Source organism: Armatimonadota bacterium (assembly GCA_031081675.1).
Taxonomy (GTDB): Bacteria; Sysuimicrobiota; Sysuimicrobiia; order Sysuimicrobiales; family Kaftiobacteriaceae; genus Calidihabitans; species Calidihabitans tengchongensis.
Genome location: JAVHLZ010000016.1, coordinates 26,296 through 42,112 on the forward strand (window position 1 = coordinate 26,296; position 15,817 = coordinate 42,112).

General features: G+C 71.7%; 21 protein-coding genes. 11 read left to right on the plus strand and 10 right to left on the minus strand.

Going from position 1 to position 15,817, the window contains the following annotated elements; genetic code table 11:
• Window positions 1-9: 9 nt before the first annotated feature.
• From RB150_07425 to RB150_07445, 5 genes are read left to right on the plus strand one after another with little or no spacing between them, the layout of a single operon-like run.
• The gene (locus tag RB150_07425; GenBank protein MDQ7820364.1) at window positions 10-474 is read left to right on the plus strand and encodes an Hsp20/alpha crystallin family protein; all 465 of its coding nucleotides are present in this window, start codon (window positions 10-12) and stop codon (window positions 472-474) included.
• Between the two features lie 26 nt (window positions 475-500).
• Window positions 501-722: a DUF2892 domain-containing protein gene (locus RB150_07430; GenBank protein ID MDQ7820365.1), complete on the plus strand. Its 222-nt coding sequence runs from the start codon at window positions 501-503 to the stop codon at window positions 720-722.
• 59 nt (window positions 723-781) lie between these two features.
• Window positions 782-1,267: an OsmC family protein gene (locus RB150_07435; protein ID MDQ7820366.1), complete on the plus strand. Its 486-nt coding sequence runs from the start codon at window positions 782-784 to the stop codon at window positions 1,265-1,267.
• Window positions 1,268-1,273: 6 nt separating this feature from the next.
• On the plus strand, window positions 1,274-2,005 hold the full coding sequence (locus RB150_07440; protein MDQ7820367.1) for a methyltransferase domain-containing protein: 732 nt from the start codon (window positions 1,274-1,276) through the stop codon (window positions 2,003-2,005).
• Between the two features lie 17 nt (window positions 2,006-2,022).
• On the plus strand, window positions 2,023-2,442 hold the full coding sequence (locus RB150_07445) for a universal stress protein (GenBank protein ID MDQ7820368.1): 420 nt from the start codon (window positions 2,023-2,025) through the stop codon (window positions 2,440-2,442).
• A gap of 24 nt (window positions 2,443-2,466) precedes the next feature.
• On the opposite strand, the gene RB150_07450 is transcribed toward RB150_07445, so the two are convergent.
• Entirely contained in the window at window positions 2,467-2,751 is a 285-nt protein-coding gene (locus tag RB150_07450; GenBank protein MDQ7820369.1) for a metal-sensitive transcriptional regulator, read from the minus strand.
• A gap of 11 nt (window positions 2,752-2,762) precedes the next feature.
• Window positions 2,763-3,464: a thioredoxin family protein gene (locus RB150_07455; protein ID MDQ7820370.1), complete on the minus strand. Its 702-nt coding sequence runs from the start codon at window positions 3,462-3,464 to the stop codon at window positions 2,763-2,765.
• Between the two features lie 200 nt (window positions 3,465-3,664).
• Between RB150_07455 and RB150_07460 the strand changes: the two genes are divergently transcribed.
• From RB150_07460 to RB150_07475, 4 genes are read left to right on the plus strand one after another with little or no spacing between them, the layout of a single operon-like run.
• Complete coding sequence (locus tag RB150_07460; GenBank protein ID MDQ7820371.1) at window positions 3,665-4,087, plus strand: DsrE/DsrF/DrsH-like family protein; 423 nt, start codon at window positions 3,665-3,667, stop codon at window positions 4,085-4,087.
• Between the two features lie 25 nt (window positions 4,088-4,112).
• Entirely contained in the window at window positions 4,113-4,349 is a 237-nt protein-coding gene (locus RB150_07465) for a sulfurtransferase TusA family protein (GenBank protein ID MDQ7820372.1), read from the plus strand.
• A 12-nt stretch (window positions 4,350-4,361) separates the two neighbouring features.
• On the plus strand, window positions 4,362-5,477 hold the full coding sequence (locus RB150_07470; protein MDQ7820373.1) for an FAD/NAD(P)-binding oxidoreductase: 1,116 nt from the start codon (window positions 4,362-4,364) through the stop codon (window positions 5,475-5,477).
• A 13-nt stretch (window positions 5,478-5,490) separates the two neighbouring features.
• The gene (locus tag RB150_07475) at window positions 5,491-5,745 is read left to right on the plus strand and encodes a hypothetical protein (GenBank protein ID MDQ7820374.1); all 255 of its coding nucleotides are present in this window, start codon (window positions 5,491-5,493) and stop codon (window positions 5,743-5,745) included.
• A 64-nt stretch (window positions 5,746-5,809) separates the two neighbouring features.
• Here the strand turns inward: RB150_07475 and RB150_07480 are convergent, their stop codons facing one another.
• The 6 genes from RB150_07480 to RB150_07505 form a co-directional block, all read right to left on the minus strand.
• Window positions 5,810-6,247 carry a rhodanese-like domain-containing protein gene (locus tag RB150_07480; protein ID MDQ7820375.1) on the minus strand — a complete coding sequence of 146 codons (438 nt, stop codon included), beginning with the start codon at window positions 6,245-6,247 and terminating at the stop codon, window positions 5,810-5,812.
• A 13-nt stretch (window positions 6,248-6,260) separates the two neighbouring features.
• Window positions 6,261-7,319, minus strand: a complete 1,059-nt coding sequence (locus RB150_07485; GenBank protein MDQ7820376.1) for a hypothetical protein — start codon at window positions 7,317-7,319, stop codon at window positions 6,261-6,263.
• A 45-nt stretch (window positions 7,320-7,364) separates the two neighbouring features.
• Window positions 7,365-7,553 (minus strand): hypothetical protein, encoded by a 189-nt coding sequence (locus RB150_07490; GenBank protein ID MDQ7820377.1) that lies wholly within the window; start codon window positions 7,551-7,553, stop codon window positions 7,365-7,367.
• A 130-nt stretch (window positions 7,554-7,683) separates the two neighbouring features.
• Window positions 7,684-8,166 (minus strand): adenosine-specific kinase, encoded by a 483-nt coding sequence (locus RB150_07495; protein MDQ7820378.1) that lies wholly within the window; start codon window positions 8,164-8,166, stop codon window positions 7,684-7,686.
• A gap of 312 nt (window positions 8,167-8,478) precedes the next feature.
• A complete protein-coding gene (locus tag RB150_07500) occupies window positions 8,479-8,706 on the minus strand; it encodes a hypothetical protein (protein ID MDQ7820379.1) in 228 nt (75 codons plus the stop codon).
• A 61-nt stretch (window positions 8,707-8,767) separates the two neighbouring features.
• Window positions 8,768-10,165: an NAD(P)-dependent oxidoreductase gene (locus RB150_07505; GenBank protein MDQ7820380.1), complete on the minus strand. Its 1,398-nt coding sequence runs from the start codon at window positions 10,163-10,165 to the stop codon at window positions 8,768-8,770.
• 220 nt (window positions 10,166-10,385) lie between these two features.
• Between RB150_07505 and RB150_07510 the strand changes: the two genes are divergently transcribed.
• Window positions 10,386-12,662: an NADP-dependent malic enzyme gene (locus RB150_07510; GenBank protein ID MDQ7820381.1), complete on the plus strand. Its 2,277-nt coding sequence runs from the start codon at window positions 10,386-10,388 to the stop codon at window positions 12,660-12,662.
• Between the two features lie 13 nt (window positions 12,663-12,675).
• A complete protein-coding gene (locus RB150_07515; GenBank protein ID MDQ7820382.1) occupies window positions 12,676-13,347 on the plus strand; it encodes a CBS domain-containing protein in 672 nt (223 codons plus the stop codon).
• Between the two features lie 49 nt (window positions 13,348-13,396).
• On the opposite strand, the gene RB150_07520 is transcribed toward RB150_07515, so the two are convergent.
• Together RB150_07520 and RB150_07525 are read right to left on the minus strand one after the other, a co-directional pair.
• A complete protein-coding gene (locus tag RB150_07520; GenBank protein ID MDQ7820383.1) occupies window positions 13,397-14,275 on the minus strand; it encodes a cytochrome c3 family protein in 879 nt (292 codons plus the stop codon).
• A gap of 83 nt (window positions 14,276-14,358) precedes the next feature.
• Window positions 14,359-15,684, minus strand: coding sequence for a citrate synthase (locus tag RB150_07525; GenBank protein MDQ7820384.1), 1,326 nt, complete (start codon window positions 15,682-15,684; stop codon window positions 14,359-14,361).
• Between the last annotated feature and the right edge of the window lie 133 nt (window positions 15,685-15,817).

Genomic DNA, 15,817 nt, shown 5'->3' on the forward strand with positions numbered 1-15,817 from the left:
GTGATGGCCATGGCGCTGCTGAGGATCCGGCGCGGGGAGCGCCTGTGGGACCCCTGGAGGGAGCTGGAGGAGCTTCGGCGCGAGGTGGAGCGGCTGTGGGGTGTCGGGCGGACCGGCCGCAGGTCCACTCCCGAGGCCGAAGCTCTCGTGCCCGCGGTGGACCTCTATGACGCGGGGGACTCCCTGGTGGCCCGGGTGGACCTGCCCGGGGTGCGGCCCGAGGACGTGGAGGTGACGGTGGACGAGGGGCGCCTGCTGTCCGTCAGGGCGTCCCGGAAGGCCGACGACGTACGCGAAGACGCCTACCTGTGCTGCGAGCGTCCGGCCGGCAGGTTTGCCCGCACCATCGAACTGCCCGTGGAGGTCGACGCCGATCGGGTGAAGGCGTCCCTGAAGATGGGCGTGCTGGAGATCGTCCTGCCCAAGAGCCGGGAGCCGGCCCCGCGGAAGATCGCGGTGGCGGTGGAGCAGTGACGTCGGGGGAGGGAGGAGGTGACGCCATGCGCGGCTGTGTGGGCACCACCGACCGGGTGCTGCGGGTCCTGATCGGCATCGCGGCCCTGATCTGGGCGCTGGTCACGCGCGGCCAGATGGCGGCCGGGTGGACCTACGTCCTGTACCTCATCGCAGCCATCGGCCTCATCACGGGCCTGGCCGGCCGCTGCCCGCTGTACGTGGCGCTGGGGGTCCAGACCTGCGGGACGGCCAGGAAGCAGACGTAGACGTGGGTGAGCATCGCGGGGGCGAGCAACGGGCTCGCCCCCGCGGGGAGGCAGCAGCCGTGAGCGAGCTCATGCGCGCGACCGTCCGCCTGCGGCAGGAAGACGGATACAGATTTCGGGCGGAGTACGACAGTCCCGCCCAGGGCGTGGTGGTCGACGAACCTCCTCCCCTGGGAGGCGGAGCCGGTCCCAACCCCGCCCGGATGCTGGCCACCGCGGTGGGCCACTGCCTGTCCAGCAGCCTGCTGTACTGCCTGCGCCGGGCGCGGGTCCCCGACCCGCGCGTGGAGACCACCGTGGACGTCGAGATCCGGCGCACCGAGAGCGGCCGCTGGAGGATCGCCGGCATTCGGGCCGCGCTGGACCTTTCATCGGTGCCCGCCGCCTGGCGGGCGGCGGTGGAGCGCTGCCGGGAGCTGTTTGAAGACTTCTGCATCGTCACGGCCAGCGTGCGCCGGGGAATTCCCGTGGACGTGACCGTGCGGGCAGGGGAGGCTGTTGTGGCCCCTGCTCCCGAGCCGGACACCCGGCCCGGGTCTCGGTGAAGGCGCATGGGGCACGGTCTCCGCGGGGTCCGCGCCGGCAGGGACGCGGGGGATGTTCTGGCGACGCGGGGCGCCGGGGCCGCGGTGTTTGACGAGCTGGCCGAGCGCTATGACGCCTGGTACGACGGTCCGGTGGGCCGGGTCGTCTTTCCCCTGGAGGTGGAGGTCCTGCGGAGGCTGCTGGAGGGCCAGCCGCGCCCCTGGCTGGAGATAGGCGTGGGCAGTGGTCGGTTTGCCCGTGCGCTGGGTGTCGAGGTAGGGGTGGACCCGGCGCGGAGGCCGCTGCGGCGCGCCCGCCGTCGCGGCATCCGCGTCGTGCGAGCGGTCGGCGAGCGCCTTCCCTTCCCGGCGGCCACCTTCGGGGCCGTGCTGGCCGTCGTGACCCTCTGCTTTGTGGAGAAGCCTGTGGAAGTGCTGCGGGAGGCTCGACGGGTCCTGCGGCCGGACGGCGCGCTGGTTCTGGGGATGGTGTTCGCCGACAGCCCCTGGGGCGACTACTACCGGAGGCGCGGAGCGGCCGGGCACCCCTTTTACTCCGTGGCCCGGTTCCTGTCCCGGTCCGACCTCGCCGCTCTTCTCCGCCGGGCCGGATTTACCGTCGTGGCGGCGGCGTCCACCCTGCGGCAGCCCCCGACGGAGGCACCCCGACCCGAGCCCGTGGTGGAGGGAGACCCCCAGGACGCCGGCTTCTCGGGGTGGAAGGCCCTTCCCGTGCGCGTCACCGCGAACACTGGGTGAGGGCGAGGAGGCCGGAGATGCTGGCGACCATCCTGCTGGCCACGGACGGCTCGGCCCACGCCCGGCGGGCGACCCGCCTGGCGGCGGACCTGGCGCGCCGCTACGGAGCCCGGGTCATCGTGGTCACGGCCTTCGACCCCATCCCCCGGGACCTGGGCAGCCCCTACCAGGAGGACCTGATGGCGCGGCGGACGGCCTCCGCGGAGGCCGTCGCCAAAGACGCCGGGCGGGTGCTGGACGAGGTCGGGGTGAGCCACGAGGAGGAGGTCCTGGAGGGGCCGGCGGCCGACGCCATCCTGCGGGTCGCGCGGGTCCGGGGGTGCGACCTCATCGTCATGGGGTCCCGGGGTCTCAGCCCCCTGCGGGCCGCGATCCTGGGGTCGGTGAGTCAGCGGGTGGTGGCGGAAGCCCCCTGTCCCGTCCTGATCGTACACTGACCCCCTCGCCCCGGGGCAGGAGTTCTACCGGAGCATGAGGAACGTCCGCTGGAGCTTGCGCAGCGCGCCCTGGGCCTGAGGCTTGCCGGCCACCTCCATCCGTACGCACTGCTCCAGGCCGGCGGCGATCAGGTCCATGGCCACCCGGTCCAGGGCCGCCCGGGTGGCCGCCACCTGCTGGGCGATGTCGGCGCAGTCGCGCCCTTCTTCCAGCATCCGCTGCAGTCCCCGGATCTGGCCCTCGATCCGGCGCAGCCGGGTCAGGATGGACGCGCGGGCCTCCGCGTCGATCTGCAGGGTCGCGGCCATGGGCATCCTCCTCAGGACGTGACGTCGGCGGGCTCCGCCGGGTGCCCGCCGGCGGCGGCCAGCACGTAGTGGAGGAAGGCCTCTTCCGGAAGCGCCCCCTCAAAGCTCCACTCCTCGTTGATGACCACCTTGGGCACGCCGTACACGCCGTAGCGTTCGGCAAGGGCGGGGAATTCGTTGGCCTCGATGACGTCCGCCCGCACCCGGCGCGACTCCTGGGCCATGGCGTGGGCCAGCCGGGCCGTCCGGGGGCAGTAGGGGCAGGTGGGGGTCACAAAGACCTGGATGTGGACGTCCCCGGGCAGGTCCCGCAGCGCCTGCCGGGTCTGCGGCCGCAGACCGCTGTCGGCTCTCGACGCGGCCACGATGTCCTCGATCAGCACCCCGAATTCCAGTCCCGCCGGGATGCCGAAGTACCGCATCCGCGCCTGCCCGTCCCCGCCGATGAGGATGGCCGGGACCCGGTCCACCCCCGCGGCGGCCGCCTCGGCGGCGTCGGTGACGATGCTGCGGACCTGCAACCGGATGCGGGGGTCCAGGGCGGCCACCTCCTCCAGCAGGCGCTGGGTGGTCTCGCAGTACGGGCAGTCGGCGCCGGGCAGCGCCAGTCCGGCGGGCGAGGTGGTGAACAGGGTCACGGTCACCTCTCCGGCCAGGTCCCGGGCGAACCGGTCCCGCAGGGCCTGGACATCGCGGGCCTTCAGCAGGGGCATGATGGTCTCCCTCCTCTGGGTTGATACAATACTCCGTAGGGTATTATGCCTCGGGGGGAGGCCGCCGTCAATCCCGGGGTGCCCCCTCGGGCAGCCGCCCGAGGGAGCCCATCCGGCGCGGGCCCGATTGCCCGCGGGTCGGCCGCCCCCTACAGTGAAGGTGGATACCCTCCAGGGTATCCGTCGCGGAGGTGACGGCGATGGCGGACCGCCTGTCGATGATCGTGTTCTCGGGCACGGTGGACAAGCTGTTCCCGGTGGCCATCCTGGCCTCGGGGGCGGTGGCGATGGAGCAGGAGGTGGACATCTTCCTGACCTTCTGGGGTCTGGAGGCGTTCCGGCGGGGGGCGCCCCAGCAGAACATGCGGTTCAGCAAGGACTTCGAAGACAAGGCCCCGGCCATGCTGGCGCTGATGCAGCAGAAGCAGGTGCCGTCGTGGTACGAGACCCTGCGCAAGGCCAAGGAGCTGGGCAACGGCAAGCTGCGCATCCACGCCTGCGCCATGACCATGGACCTGATGGGTCTGACCAAGGACGACCTGGACCCCATCGTGGACGACGTGGTGGGCGTGGGCGAGTTCGTGGAGGAAGCCCAGAAGGGGAAGATCACCCTGTTCATCTGACGGGGCGGGAGGGAGACCGATGGCGGTGGAGCTGAAGGTCGATCGCACCATCGACGCCCGGGGCAGCTACTGCCCGGGGCCGCTGATGGAGCTGATCCGGGCCATCCGGGAGGCGCGGGTGGGCGAGGTCATCGAGGTCCTCAGCAGCGACAGCGGCAGCAAGCGCGACATCCCCAAGTGGTGCCAGAAGGCGGGCCACGAGCTGCTGCGGGTCGTGGACGAGCAGGGCTTCGCCCGCTTCATCGTGCGCAAGGCCCGGTAGGGAGGGAGCGCCGTGAGCCGGCGGGTCCTGGTGGTGGGCGGAGGAACCGGCGGGAGCATCGTCGCCAACCTGCTCGCCCGGCGGCCGGACATGGAGGTGACGCTGGTCAGCCGGGAGGCCACGCACCTCTACCAGCCGGGGCTGCTGTACGTGCCGTTCGGGTGGGTGTCGCCCGAGCAGCTGGTCCGGCCCCAGCGGCCGCTGCTGCACCCGCGGATCCGCTTCCTCCACGACGAGGTCCGGGAGATCGATCCGGTCCGGCGTGTCGCCCGGCTGTCCGCCGGCGAGCTGGCCGCCGACGCCGTGGTCCTGGCCACCGGCGCCCGCCTGGCGCCCGAGGAGGTCCCGGGGATGGAAGACGCCCACCACTTCTACAGCCCGGAGGCGGCGGTGCGCCTGCGGGAAACCCTGGCCCGCTTGGAGGGCGGCCACATCGTGGTGGGGGTGGCCGGCGTCCCCTACAAGTGCCCGCCGGCCCCTCTGGAGTTCGCGCTGCTGCTGGAGTGGGAGCTCCGGCGCACCGGCCGCCGCAGCCGCACCCGCATCACCTACGTCTCGCCCCTGCCCCGGGCCTTCCCCATCGAGTCGGTGGCCGACGTGGTGGAACCGATCATGGCCAGGCGCGGGATCGAGCTGGTGACCTTCTTCAACGTGGAGCGGGTGGACCCGGCCCGGAAGACGGTCTCTTCCCTGGAGGGGGAGGAGATTCCCTACGATGTGCTGGTCCTGATCCCGCCGCACCGGGGCACCGCGCCGGTCGCCCTGGACGGCATCGCCGACCGGGGAGGGTGGATCCGCACCGACCGGGAGACCCTGCAGGTCGCCGGCTACGACCACGTCTACGCCATCGGTGACGCCACCGACCTGCCGGTGAGCAAGAGCGGCTCGGCGGCCCACTACCAGGCCCGGACGGTGGCCGAGCGCATCGCCGCGGGTAACCCCGGCCGCGACATCCGGTACACGGGGAAGGTGATGTGCTTCCTGGAGACCGGTGAGCGCCGGGCCACCCTGCTGCGCTTTGACTACCAGCACCCCCCGCGCCCGGCTCCTCCCAACCCGGTGGCCTTCGCCCTCAAGCGGTTGTTCAACCGGGTCTACTGGGCGCTGGTTCCGACAGGACGCGTGTAAAGGAGGACCCGCCGTGACCACGTCGCCGCCTGCCCCCTCCGGGGAGACCTGGGTTGTGGATGCCACCGTGGGGACCTGCGGTCCGTTCTGGGACCTGTTGCGGGTGATGGACCTGTCCAAGCCCGGCGACATCATCGACCTGCGGTGCCGTCAGGTGGAAGAGGTGATGCGCTACGCCTACCTGCTGGTGCGCGCCGCCGGGGGCGAGCTGGTCCGCCTGGAGGTGGAGGACGGAGTCGCCCACCTGGTGATCCGCAAGGTGCGGTAATCCGGCCGGCATGAGGCGGGGACCCGGATCCACCCGGGTCCCCGCCGCCGAGCGCACCCGACGGCTACTTCTCCATCGGGAAGTTCTGCCGCTCCCACTCGTACATCCCGAAGGCCAGGTCCTTGACGTTGGTCCACCCCAGGATGCCCAGGGCCATGGTCACGTACGCGGCCCGCATGCCCGACCGGCACACCACCACGATCAGCGCGTCCTTCGCCGGCAGCCTGCCCAGGTTCTGGGCGATGGTGCGGATGGGGATGTTCACGGCGCCGGGGATGTGGCCGGCGGCGAACTCCTCGGGCTGGCGGACGTCGAGGATGAACGGCTTCTCCCCGGCGTCCAGCCGGGCCTTCAGGGCCGGGGCGGCGATGGCGTTGTAGTCCGCCGCGATGTTGGTCAGGTAGTCCAGCACGGCCTGCTGGACGGCGGGCGCCTGGGCGACCGCCGGCGCCGTGGACGCCAGCGTCACCGCCACCAGCACGGCCAGAGCGAGCCTCGTCATGTTCCTCCCCCCTTTATCGGTCCGGCAACGGCAGGGGCGGCCCGGTCACCACCCGGCCGTTGGCCTGGGAATCCTGTGGGTCCAGATCCTGCAGGCGCAGGAACAGCGACGGGGTGTTGTGGCAGCTCCCGCACGTCCGGCTGCGAGCCGTCACCCGCTGGATGGTGTGCGGGGTCGCCGCCTTCCACGTAGGGATGCGGTCGAAGTTGGCCAGCGCGCCGGCCAGGCCCGTCGGCCGGTCCAGCATCTCCCGGGTGGTGGGCACGTGGCGGAGCAGGACGTAGGCGGAGGGCAGCTCCGGCCGGACGTTGCGACCGATCTTCAGCATCGGCCTCGACGTCGCCCCGCGCCCAGGGTGACAGCCGAAGCAGCTCTTGGCGATGCCTCCGTGGCAGACCTGGCAGGCCAGCCGGGTGCCGTGGACGGTGTGGACCCGCAGCCCGCGTGCGCCCGGAGCCGCCGAGGGATGGCACGACGTGCACGCCGGGCGGGTGGAGACCGCGTAGCGGGTGGCCGCGGTGGCCTCCCCCTGGCCGTGCAGCTGCGCGCCCGTGTGGCAGGACAGGCACGTCATCTTCGCCCTGCTGAAGTGGACGTCCGCCGGGAATCCCTCGTACTGGCCGGTGAACTCCGGCCAGACCCGCCCGCTGTGACAGCCTGCGCAGGTGGCCTCCACGGGAGGGGTGCGGACGAACAGGTGTCCGGCCAGCAACCCGCCCAGCAGGGTGGGCGGCTGGGGCCGGTAGGGAGGACGGCTCACATGGCAGTCTCCGCAGGTGGCGTGGCAGGACCGGCACGACGCCCGGAAGGCAGGTGTCACCGGGCCCCACCGCACGGGTCCGGTCAGGGCGCGCAGGCCGGTCTCCATGCCCCGGGCGGTGAAGTGCAGGCTGCGGGTGAAGGTCGCCGCGACATCCGGGTGGCAGCCTCCACACGGTTTCAGCGGATCGTCGGACGGGCGGGAGATCAGGCCGCGGTGGGCCAGCGCCGGATCGGACGCCGACGGATCGCCCCCGTGGCAGGTGACGCACCCCAGGCGGCCGTGGGTGGTCTGAAGAAACCGCCGGTCCACCAGCTTCCGCTCGTAGTCCGCCCCCGCCGGGGGCAGGGGGACGGCTCAGCCCTCGCCCTCAGCGGGCGGCGGCGGCAGTGGCCGGACCAGCGGTTCCAGCGCCTGCCGGCTGGTGTGGCAGCTCACGCAGGAACTGCCGTCAGCGGAAGCGGCCGGTGACGCGGGACGCAGCCCCGTCATGCCCAGCGCCAGCCCCGCCGCGGCCAGCCCACCGACGATCAGGAGCCTCCTCATCCCGCCCCGATGGTAGGAAGAGGAGTTCCCGGGCGGTATCCGCCGGGCCGCCGATCCGGTCCTGGCTCTTTCAGGCTACCCCGGGCCCGGCCGGGAGGGTGCCGGGCGGCAGCCACCGGGAGGGTCGGATTTACAACTTGTAGCCGAACCGCCGCAGGAGTTCCTTGCGCTGGGCGATCTCGGCCTCGCCCTCGACCCCCCGGGACCGGAGGCCGTCGATCACCCCCAGGATGCCCCGCCCCTGGTCGGTCTCGGCCAGCACCACCTCCACAGGATTGGCCGTGGCGCAGTAGATCCCGCAGACCTCGGGTACGGCCTTGACCGCGTTGAGAACGTTGATGGGGTAGGCGTCCCGCAGGAGGATGAGAAAGCAGTGTCCGGCCCCCAGCGCCAGCGCGTTGCGCCGGGCCAGGTCCACCAGTGCGGGATCGGTGCCGCTCCACCGGACCAGGGCGGGCCCGGACGACTCGCAGAAGGCCACGCCGAACTTCAGCCCCGGCACCGCTCCGGCCAGGGCTTCGTGCAGGTCCTCCACGGTCTTGATGAAGTGCGCCTGCCCCAGGATCAGGTTGATCTCCGGGGGCTTCTCGATGGCCACGGTGATGAGGTTCATGCCGACCTCCCGTCCGCACACGTCCTGTTCGATTTTACGGCGCGGCGGAGGGCAGTTCCTGGGGAACCCACGGAGGTGCGAGCCCTGTGCGGCCTCCCCGGCAGGCCGGTCGCGGCAGGTCGGCGCGCCGGGCGGGGTGGGTGAGGAGATGGCAGGCAGGCGGGCTGTTGGCTGCAGTGCCCGCTGGCGCAGCACCCCCGCCCGGCGACTGACATTGTGGCCGGGAGTCCCGCCCGGCACCATCGGGGCGCCGACGGATTGACGATAGTCCTCTTCGGCTAGGGGCGCATCCAGGGGGGATGGGAGCGGCCGTCAGTTCCTGACCTTCTCGGCCGGGGCCGCGTACCGTTGCAGATGGGCCAGCAGATCGGCGTCGGCCAGTTCCTGCAGAGCAGCGCTCACCTCTTCCACCGACAGGCCGTGGTGGGGCGAACTGCGGAGCAGGTGGTACCAGAGGATGCGCGCCTGCGGGCTGAGGGAGGCGTACCGCGGATCGGAGAACAACCGGGGATCGATCTCCCAGGATGGAGGCACGGCCATCACCTCCGCAGGATCCTGGTTACAGGATAGCACGGCGCTCCCGCGGGCGGGAACCGCTTCTCTACGGGCGGGCGGCCGGAACCGCGCTGCGCAGGTAGCGGTCGATGGTCTCGGCCACCCTCCTACCGTCGGCCAGGGCCGTGACCACCAGGTCGGGCCCGCGGACGGCGTCGCCACCGGCGAACACGCCCGGCAAGTCGGTGGACCCGTCAGGGTTCACCACGTAGGTGCCCGTCGGCGTGGTCCGCGGCCCGTCGGCCGCGGGGACGGGCGTGCCGTCAAAGCCGAACGCCAGCACCGCCACGTCAGCCGGGATGGTGAACTCGCTTCCCGGTACCGGCACCGGCCGGCGCCGCCCGTCGGCGTCGGGGGGACCCAACTCCATCCGGATGCACTCGATGGCGGCCAGCCGTCCCGTGCCGTCGTCGAGAAAGCGGGACGGCGCGGCCAGCCACACAAATTCCACGCCCTCCTCCCGGGCCGCCTTCACCTCGCGGCGGCTTCCGGGCATGTTGGCCTCGTCGCGGCGGTACACGCACGTCACCCGGGACGCCCCCAGCCGCACCGCGGTGCGCAGGCAGTCCATCGCCGTATCCCCGCCGCCGAGGACCACCACCCGCCGGCCGGACAGGTCGTCCCGCCGGGCGGGGTCGGCGGTGTTGCGGAGGAGAAACGGCAGCGCGTCGACGACCCCTTCCCGATCGATGCCCGGCAGGCTCGGCCGCTTGGGCGTGGTGGCGCCGGTGGCCAGAAAGACGGCGTCGTAGCGGCGGCGCAGGTCCTCCAGCGGGACATCCTGGCCGACCCGGGTTCCGCAGATGAACCGGATACCCAGGCGGCGCAGGTAGTCGACCCGCCGGTCCACCACCGCCGGGTCGAGCTTGAAGCCCGGGATGCCAAACCGCAGCAGTCCCCCTGGCTGCGGGTGGGTATCGTAGACCTCCACCACGTGCCCCCGTCGCGCCAGCGCCTCCGCGCAGGCCAGGCCGGCGGGACCCGCCCCCACCACCGCCACCCGGTACCCGGTGAGCGGGACCGCCGGAGGGACCGGGAGCCCGTCGCGGGCGATGGCGTACTCGTTGATGAACCGTTCCACGGCGCCGATGGCCACCGGGTCCTGCTTGACCCCGAGCACGCAGGCGCCCTCGCACAGCCGGTCCTGCGGGCACACCCGGCCGCAGATCTCGGGCATGGGGTTGGTCGTGCGCGACAGGTGCGCCGCCTCCACGAACCGGCCCTGGGCGGTCAGGATCAGCCACTCCCGGATGCGGTTGTGCAGGGGGCACGCCTCGATGCACGGGGCCTTGCCGCACTCCAGGCACCGGCTGGCCTCGGCCATCGCCTGCTCGGGGGTGTAGGTCAGCGTCACCTCGCAGAAGTCCCGCCTCCGCTCCTCGGGCGGGCGGCGGGGTACGGGAATGTGGGGCAGCTTGAGGCGCTCGCTCTTGGGAACCGGCATGACCTCACCCTCCCGGCGCCGGCGTGGCTCCGCCTGCCAGTATACGGGCCTCGCCCGCGGGGCCCATCGGGTCGGCAGAGGGTCCGGAATCGGGCGCCGGTCCGATGGGAAAGGGGAAGGTCCCCAGGCGGCCCGAGGACAAATCGGTTGTCAGACCGATGGGGAGTTTTCCGGAGGACCGGTACCGTGGTGACAGAGGCCGTCGGAGAGGGGGAGACCTGTGAGCACGTTGCGGGAGGACGCCCTGGAGTATCACAGCCGCGGCCGGCCCGGCAAGATCGCCGTCGCCATCACCAAGCCCGCCGCTACCCAGCGGGACCTGACCCTGGCCTACTCGCCGGGGGTGGCGGAACCCGTGCGGGAGATCCACGCCAACCCCCTGGAGGCGTTCCGCTACACCAACAAGGGCAACCTGGTGGCGGTGGTCAGCAACGGGACGGCGGTGCTGGGCCTGGGCAATGTGGGGGCCCAGGCGGCCAAGCCCGTCATGGAGGGCAAGGCGCTGCTGTTCAAGAGATTTGCCGACGTGGACGCTTTTGACATCGAGGTCAACGCCACCGACCCCGATGAGGTGGTCCAGATCGTCCGGGCCCTGGAACCGACCTTCGGCGGTATCAACCTGGAGGACATCAAGGCGCCCGAGTGCTTCATCATCGAGGAGAAGCTCAAGACCCTCCTGGACATCCCCGTGTTCCACGATGACCAGCACGGCACTGCCATCATCACCGGGGCCGCCCTGGTGAACGCCCTGGAGGTGGTCGGCAAGGCCATGGACCAGGTGCGGGTGGTGATCAGCGGAGCCGGGGCGTCGGGCATCGCCACCGCCGAGTTCCTCCTCCTGCTGGGCATGCGGCGGGAGCAGATCACGCTGGTGGACACCCGGGGCGTCGTGTACCGGGGGCGCACCGACGGCATGAACCCCTACAAGGCGCGCTTTGCCGCCGACACCCCGGCCCGGACGCTGGCCGACGCCATGGCGGGCGCCGACGTGTTCATCGGGTTGTCGGCCCCCAACATCGTGACCCGGGAGATGGTGCGGTCCATGGCCCCCCGGCCCATCGTGTTCGCCCTCGCCAACCCCGACCCGGAGATTCCCTACGAAGACGTCCGGGCCGAGCGTCCCGACGCCATTGTGGCCACCGGCCGCTCCGACTATCCCAACCAGGTCAACAACGTCCTGGGCTTCCCCTTCATCTTCCGGGGCGCCCTGGACGTGCGGGCGCGGGCCATCAACGACCAGATGAAGCTGGCCGCCTCGCGGGCGCTGGCCGCCCTGGCCCGGGAAGAGGTCCCCGACGTGGTCCTGCGGGCATACAACCTGGAGCGGCTGGCGTTCGGCCCCGACTACCTCATCCCCAAGCCGGTGGACCCGCGGGTTCCCCTGTGGGTGGCCCCGGCGGTGGCCGAGGCGGCCATGGCCAGCGGGGTGGCCCGCCGGACCGTGGACCTGAGGGCCTACCGGGAGGAGCTGTCGCGCCGCCTGGTGCGGGGCCACGAGGTGATGGGGACCGTCTACCACAAGGCGCAGGCCTCGCCCCGGCGCGTGGTCTTCTCCGAAGGGGAGGAGCCCAAGGTCCTGCGGGCGGCGGCCACCCTGGTGCGGGAAGGCATGGCCCGGCCCATCCTGCTGGGCCGGGAAGACGTGATCCGGGCGGCCATGGCCGACCTGCGCATCAGCGAGCCGCTGGAGATCGCGACGCCGGAGCTGTCGCCCAAGCTGGAGGCCTACGCCCGGATCCTGTACCAGGACCGCCAGCGCAAGGGGGTCACCCTGCGGGAGGCGCGGACCCTGATGCGCCAGCCCAACTACTTCGGCGCCATGATGGTCCGCGCCGGCGACGCCGACGCCTTCGTGGCCGGGTTGACCTACCACTACCCGGACGTGATCCGGCCCGCCCTGCAGGTCATCGGCCCCGCTCCGGGGACCACCCGGGTGGCGGGGCTGTACCTGATGATTGTCAACGGCAAGCCCTACCTGCTGGCCGACCCCACCGTCAACATCGACCCGACCGCCGAGGAGCTGGCCGAGATCGCCATCATGGCGGCCGACACCGCCCGTCGGTTCGACATCACGCCCCGGGTCGCCATGCTGTCGTTCTCCAACTTCGGGTCCACCCGCCACCCCCGCTCGGAGAAGGTGGCTCAGGCCACCGCGCTGGTCAAGGCCCGGCGGCCGGACCTGATGGTGGACGGCGAGATCATGGCCGACGTCGCCCTGGACCCGGAGCTGCGGGCGGCCGACTATCCGTTCTCCACCCTGGTGGGCGAGGCCAACGTGCTGGTCTTTCCCAGCCTGGAAGCGGCCAACGTGGCCTACAAGTTGCTGGCCCAGCTGGGCGGGGCGACCGCCATCGGCCCCATCCTGATGGGCATGGCCCATCCGGTGCACGTGCTCAGCCGCGGCGCCGAGGTGGCCGACATCGTCAATATCGCCGCCATCGCGGTGGTGGATGCCCAGGAGGTGAGCCGGCTGCGCCAGCGACCCGCGGCGACATAGGGAGGGGAAGGGGATGACCGCCAGGGACATCATGACGAGCCCGGTGGTGACCGTCCGGCCGACCACCCCGGTCCGGGAGGCGGTGGCCCTGATGCTGGAGCACCGCATCAGCGGCCTCCCGGTGGTGAACGAGGTCGGAGAACTGGTGGGCATCGTCACCGAGGCGGACCTGCTGCCCAAGGAGCTCGTGCCCCGGCCCCAGCCCCCGGTGGTGGACTGGATCGGCCCGTCCCTGTGGGTGGAGCGGTGGCTGAGCGCCTACCGCAAAGCCGAAGGCCGCACCGTGGGCGAGGTGATGACCCACCACGTGATCACGGCCACCGAGGACACGCCGGTGCGCGAGATCGCCGCCCGGATGATGCGCCACCAGATCAACCGGGTGCCCATCGTCAGGGGCCGCCGGGTGGTGGGTATCGTCACCCGTGCCGATATCCTGCGGGTGTTCCTGCGCAGCGATCAGGCCCTGGAGGACGAGGCCCGGGCCATCCTGGAGGAAGTCCTCCTGCCCGACGAGGACGTGCGGGTCGAGGCCCAGGAGGGGGTTCTCACCCTGCGCGGTCGCGTAGCCTCTCCCGGCCGCCGGGCGCTCCTGCGGGCGCGCCTGGAGCAGATCGACGGCGTCATCGGCATCGACGACACCGAGCTGCGCCACGACTTTCCCCTGATCACCGCCAGCTGGGAGTGAACATCCCCGCGCCCTTCCATCGCTCCGGCGCGGCCGCTGTGGTGTTCTGTCACCGCAGGGTCCACCGGTGGGGGACGTGGCAGGAGGTGCAGGCCGCAAAGTCCCGGGCGGCGGCGGCCACCACGGCCGCGGGGTGCACGGCCGGCGCCGGCGCGGGGTGGCACGAGACGCAGGTCACGACCGGACGGGCCTGCTCGTGGGGCTTGTGGCAGGTGCTGCAGGCGAAGCCGGTGTGGGGTGCCCCACCCGGAAAGCCGGCGGTGCGCCGCGGCGGCAGCCCCTGGTGGCACTGCAGGCAGGTCTGGCGGGTCGGCCGCAGGGGGCTGTCCGGGCGCAGGTACTGGTGGCAGTCCACGCAGTGGAAGTCGGCCATCTGGGCGATCTTGACGGCCCGGGCGCCGACGGCCTGGGCTTCGTGGCAGCGGGCGCAGACATCCGCGACCGCCCGGATGCGGTGAATGCCTGTCGAGTGGCAGGTCACGCACTCGATCTGCCGGCGCTCGGCGTGCACCTGATGGCCGGCGGTGCGGGCCACCTGGATCCACGCCGGGTCGCCGCTGGCGTGGCAGGTGCGGCAGCGGGCCGCCGGCACCTCGGCGTGGCGGCCCACCCGCTGGGGCTGGCGGACCACGAAGACGATCACCTGGCGGGCGGACTCGACGATGCTCTGCTGGTGGCAGGCGTGGCAGTCGACCGCGCGGTGCTCGCTGGCGGCCCACCGGTCCCAGGCGGCTTCCATGATGTGGCAGGACCGGCAGAACGCCGGGTTGTTCATCGTGTAGTCGTACAGGGTGTATCCGGCGGTGATCAGCGCGGCGGCCGCGGCGGCCATCCCGACCACCGCCGCCGCCAGCCAGGGGCGGGGAAGGCGCCCCGGGATGTCCCGGAGCGCCCCCCGCCGGTCGCGGGGAGGACGGTCCTCACCCACGGCAGACCTCCCGGGGCGGCAGAGGGCCTCGGGTCCGGGCCTGGTGGCCCCCGGCCCGGCGTCCTCGCGCCCCGGTCATGCTCTCAGGCGGCGCGACCGGGCTGCCGCCGGGCCAGGGGCACATAGTCGCGGGCATCGACCCCCACGTACACCTGCCGCGGCCGGCTGATCTTCTGCTCGGGGTCCTTCAGCATCTCCTCCCACTGGGCCAGCCAGCCGGACGTCCGCGGGATGGCGAACAGGACCGGAAACATCTCCACCGGAAACCCCATGGCCTGGTAGATGATCCCCGAGTAGAAGTCCACGTTGGGGTAGAGCTTGCGGGAGACGAAGTAGTCGTCCTCCAGTGCGATGCGCTCCAGCTCCAGGGCGATGTCCAGGAGCGGGTTGCGCCCGGTGACCTCGAACACCTGGTAGGCGATCTGCTTGATGATCCTCGCCCGGGGGTCGTAGTTCTTGTACACCCGGTGGCCGAACCCCATCAGCCGCACCTCGCCCGCCTTCACCCGCCGGATGTAGGCCGGGATGTTGGCAGTGCTGCCGATCTCGGTGAGCATGCGCAGCACCTGCTCGTTGGCCCCGCCGTGCAGGGGGCCGTACAGGGCCGCCGCCGCGCCGGCCAGGGCCGAGTAGGGGTCGGCGTGGGAGCTCCCGATGCTCCGCATCGCGTTGGCGCTGCAGTTCTGCTCGTGGTCGGCGTGCAGGATGAACAGGACGTCCAGCGCCCGCTCCAGGACCGGGTTGGGCGTGTACTTGAGTTCGGTGGTCTTGAACAGCATGTTCAGGAAGTTGCCGGTGTACGACAGGTCGTTGTCGGGATAGGCGTAGGGCAGCCCCCGGCTGTGGCGGTAGGCGAACGCGGCGATGGTGGGCATCTTGGCGATGAGCCGGACGATCTGCTTGCGCCGCACCGCCGGATCGTGGATGTTCTTGGCCTCCGGGTAGAAGGTGGACAGGGCGCCCACGGTACCGATGAGCATCCCCATGGGGTGGGCGTCGTAGTGGAATCCGTCCAGGAACTTCTTGATGGACTCGTGGATCATGGTGTGGTGGGTGATCTCGTCCACCCACGCATCCAGCTCGGCCCGGGTGGGCAGCTCCCCGTGCAGCAGCAGATAGGCCGTCTCCAGGTAGGTGGAGTGCTCGGCCAGCTGCTCGATGGGGTACCCGCGATAACGCAGAATCCCCCGCTCGCCGTCGATGAAGGTGATGGCGCTGCGGCACGACGCGGTGTTGGTGAACGCCGGGTCGTAGCTGAGCAGCCCGAAGTCGTCGTCGGACACCTTGATCTGCCGCAGGTCGGCGGCCCGGATGGCGGCACCGTAGCGGGGATAGGTGCCGTAGAAGATGGGGATCTCGTAGGTCTTCCCGGTGCGGTTGTCGGTGATGGTCAGGGTGTCGCGGCCCATGGGATGCCTCCCACAGTCAGGGTGCGGGCAGCCTGCCCGTCTCGCCTCGATTCTACGCTCCCCGCCGGGGCGGGTCATCAGGCTGGGGCCGGATTCCCATCGGGTGCGTGGCCGATGGCAGACGTGGCTCTCC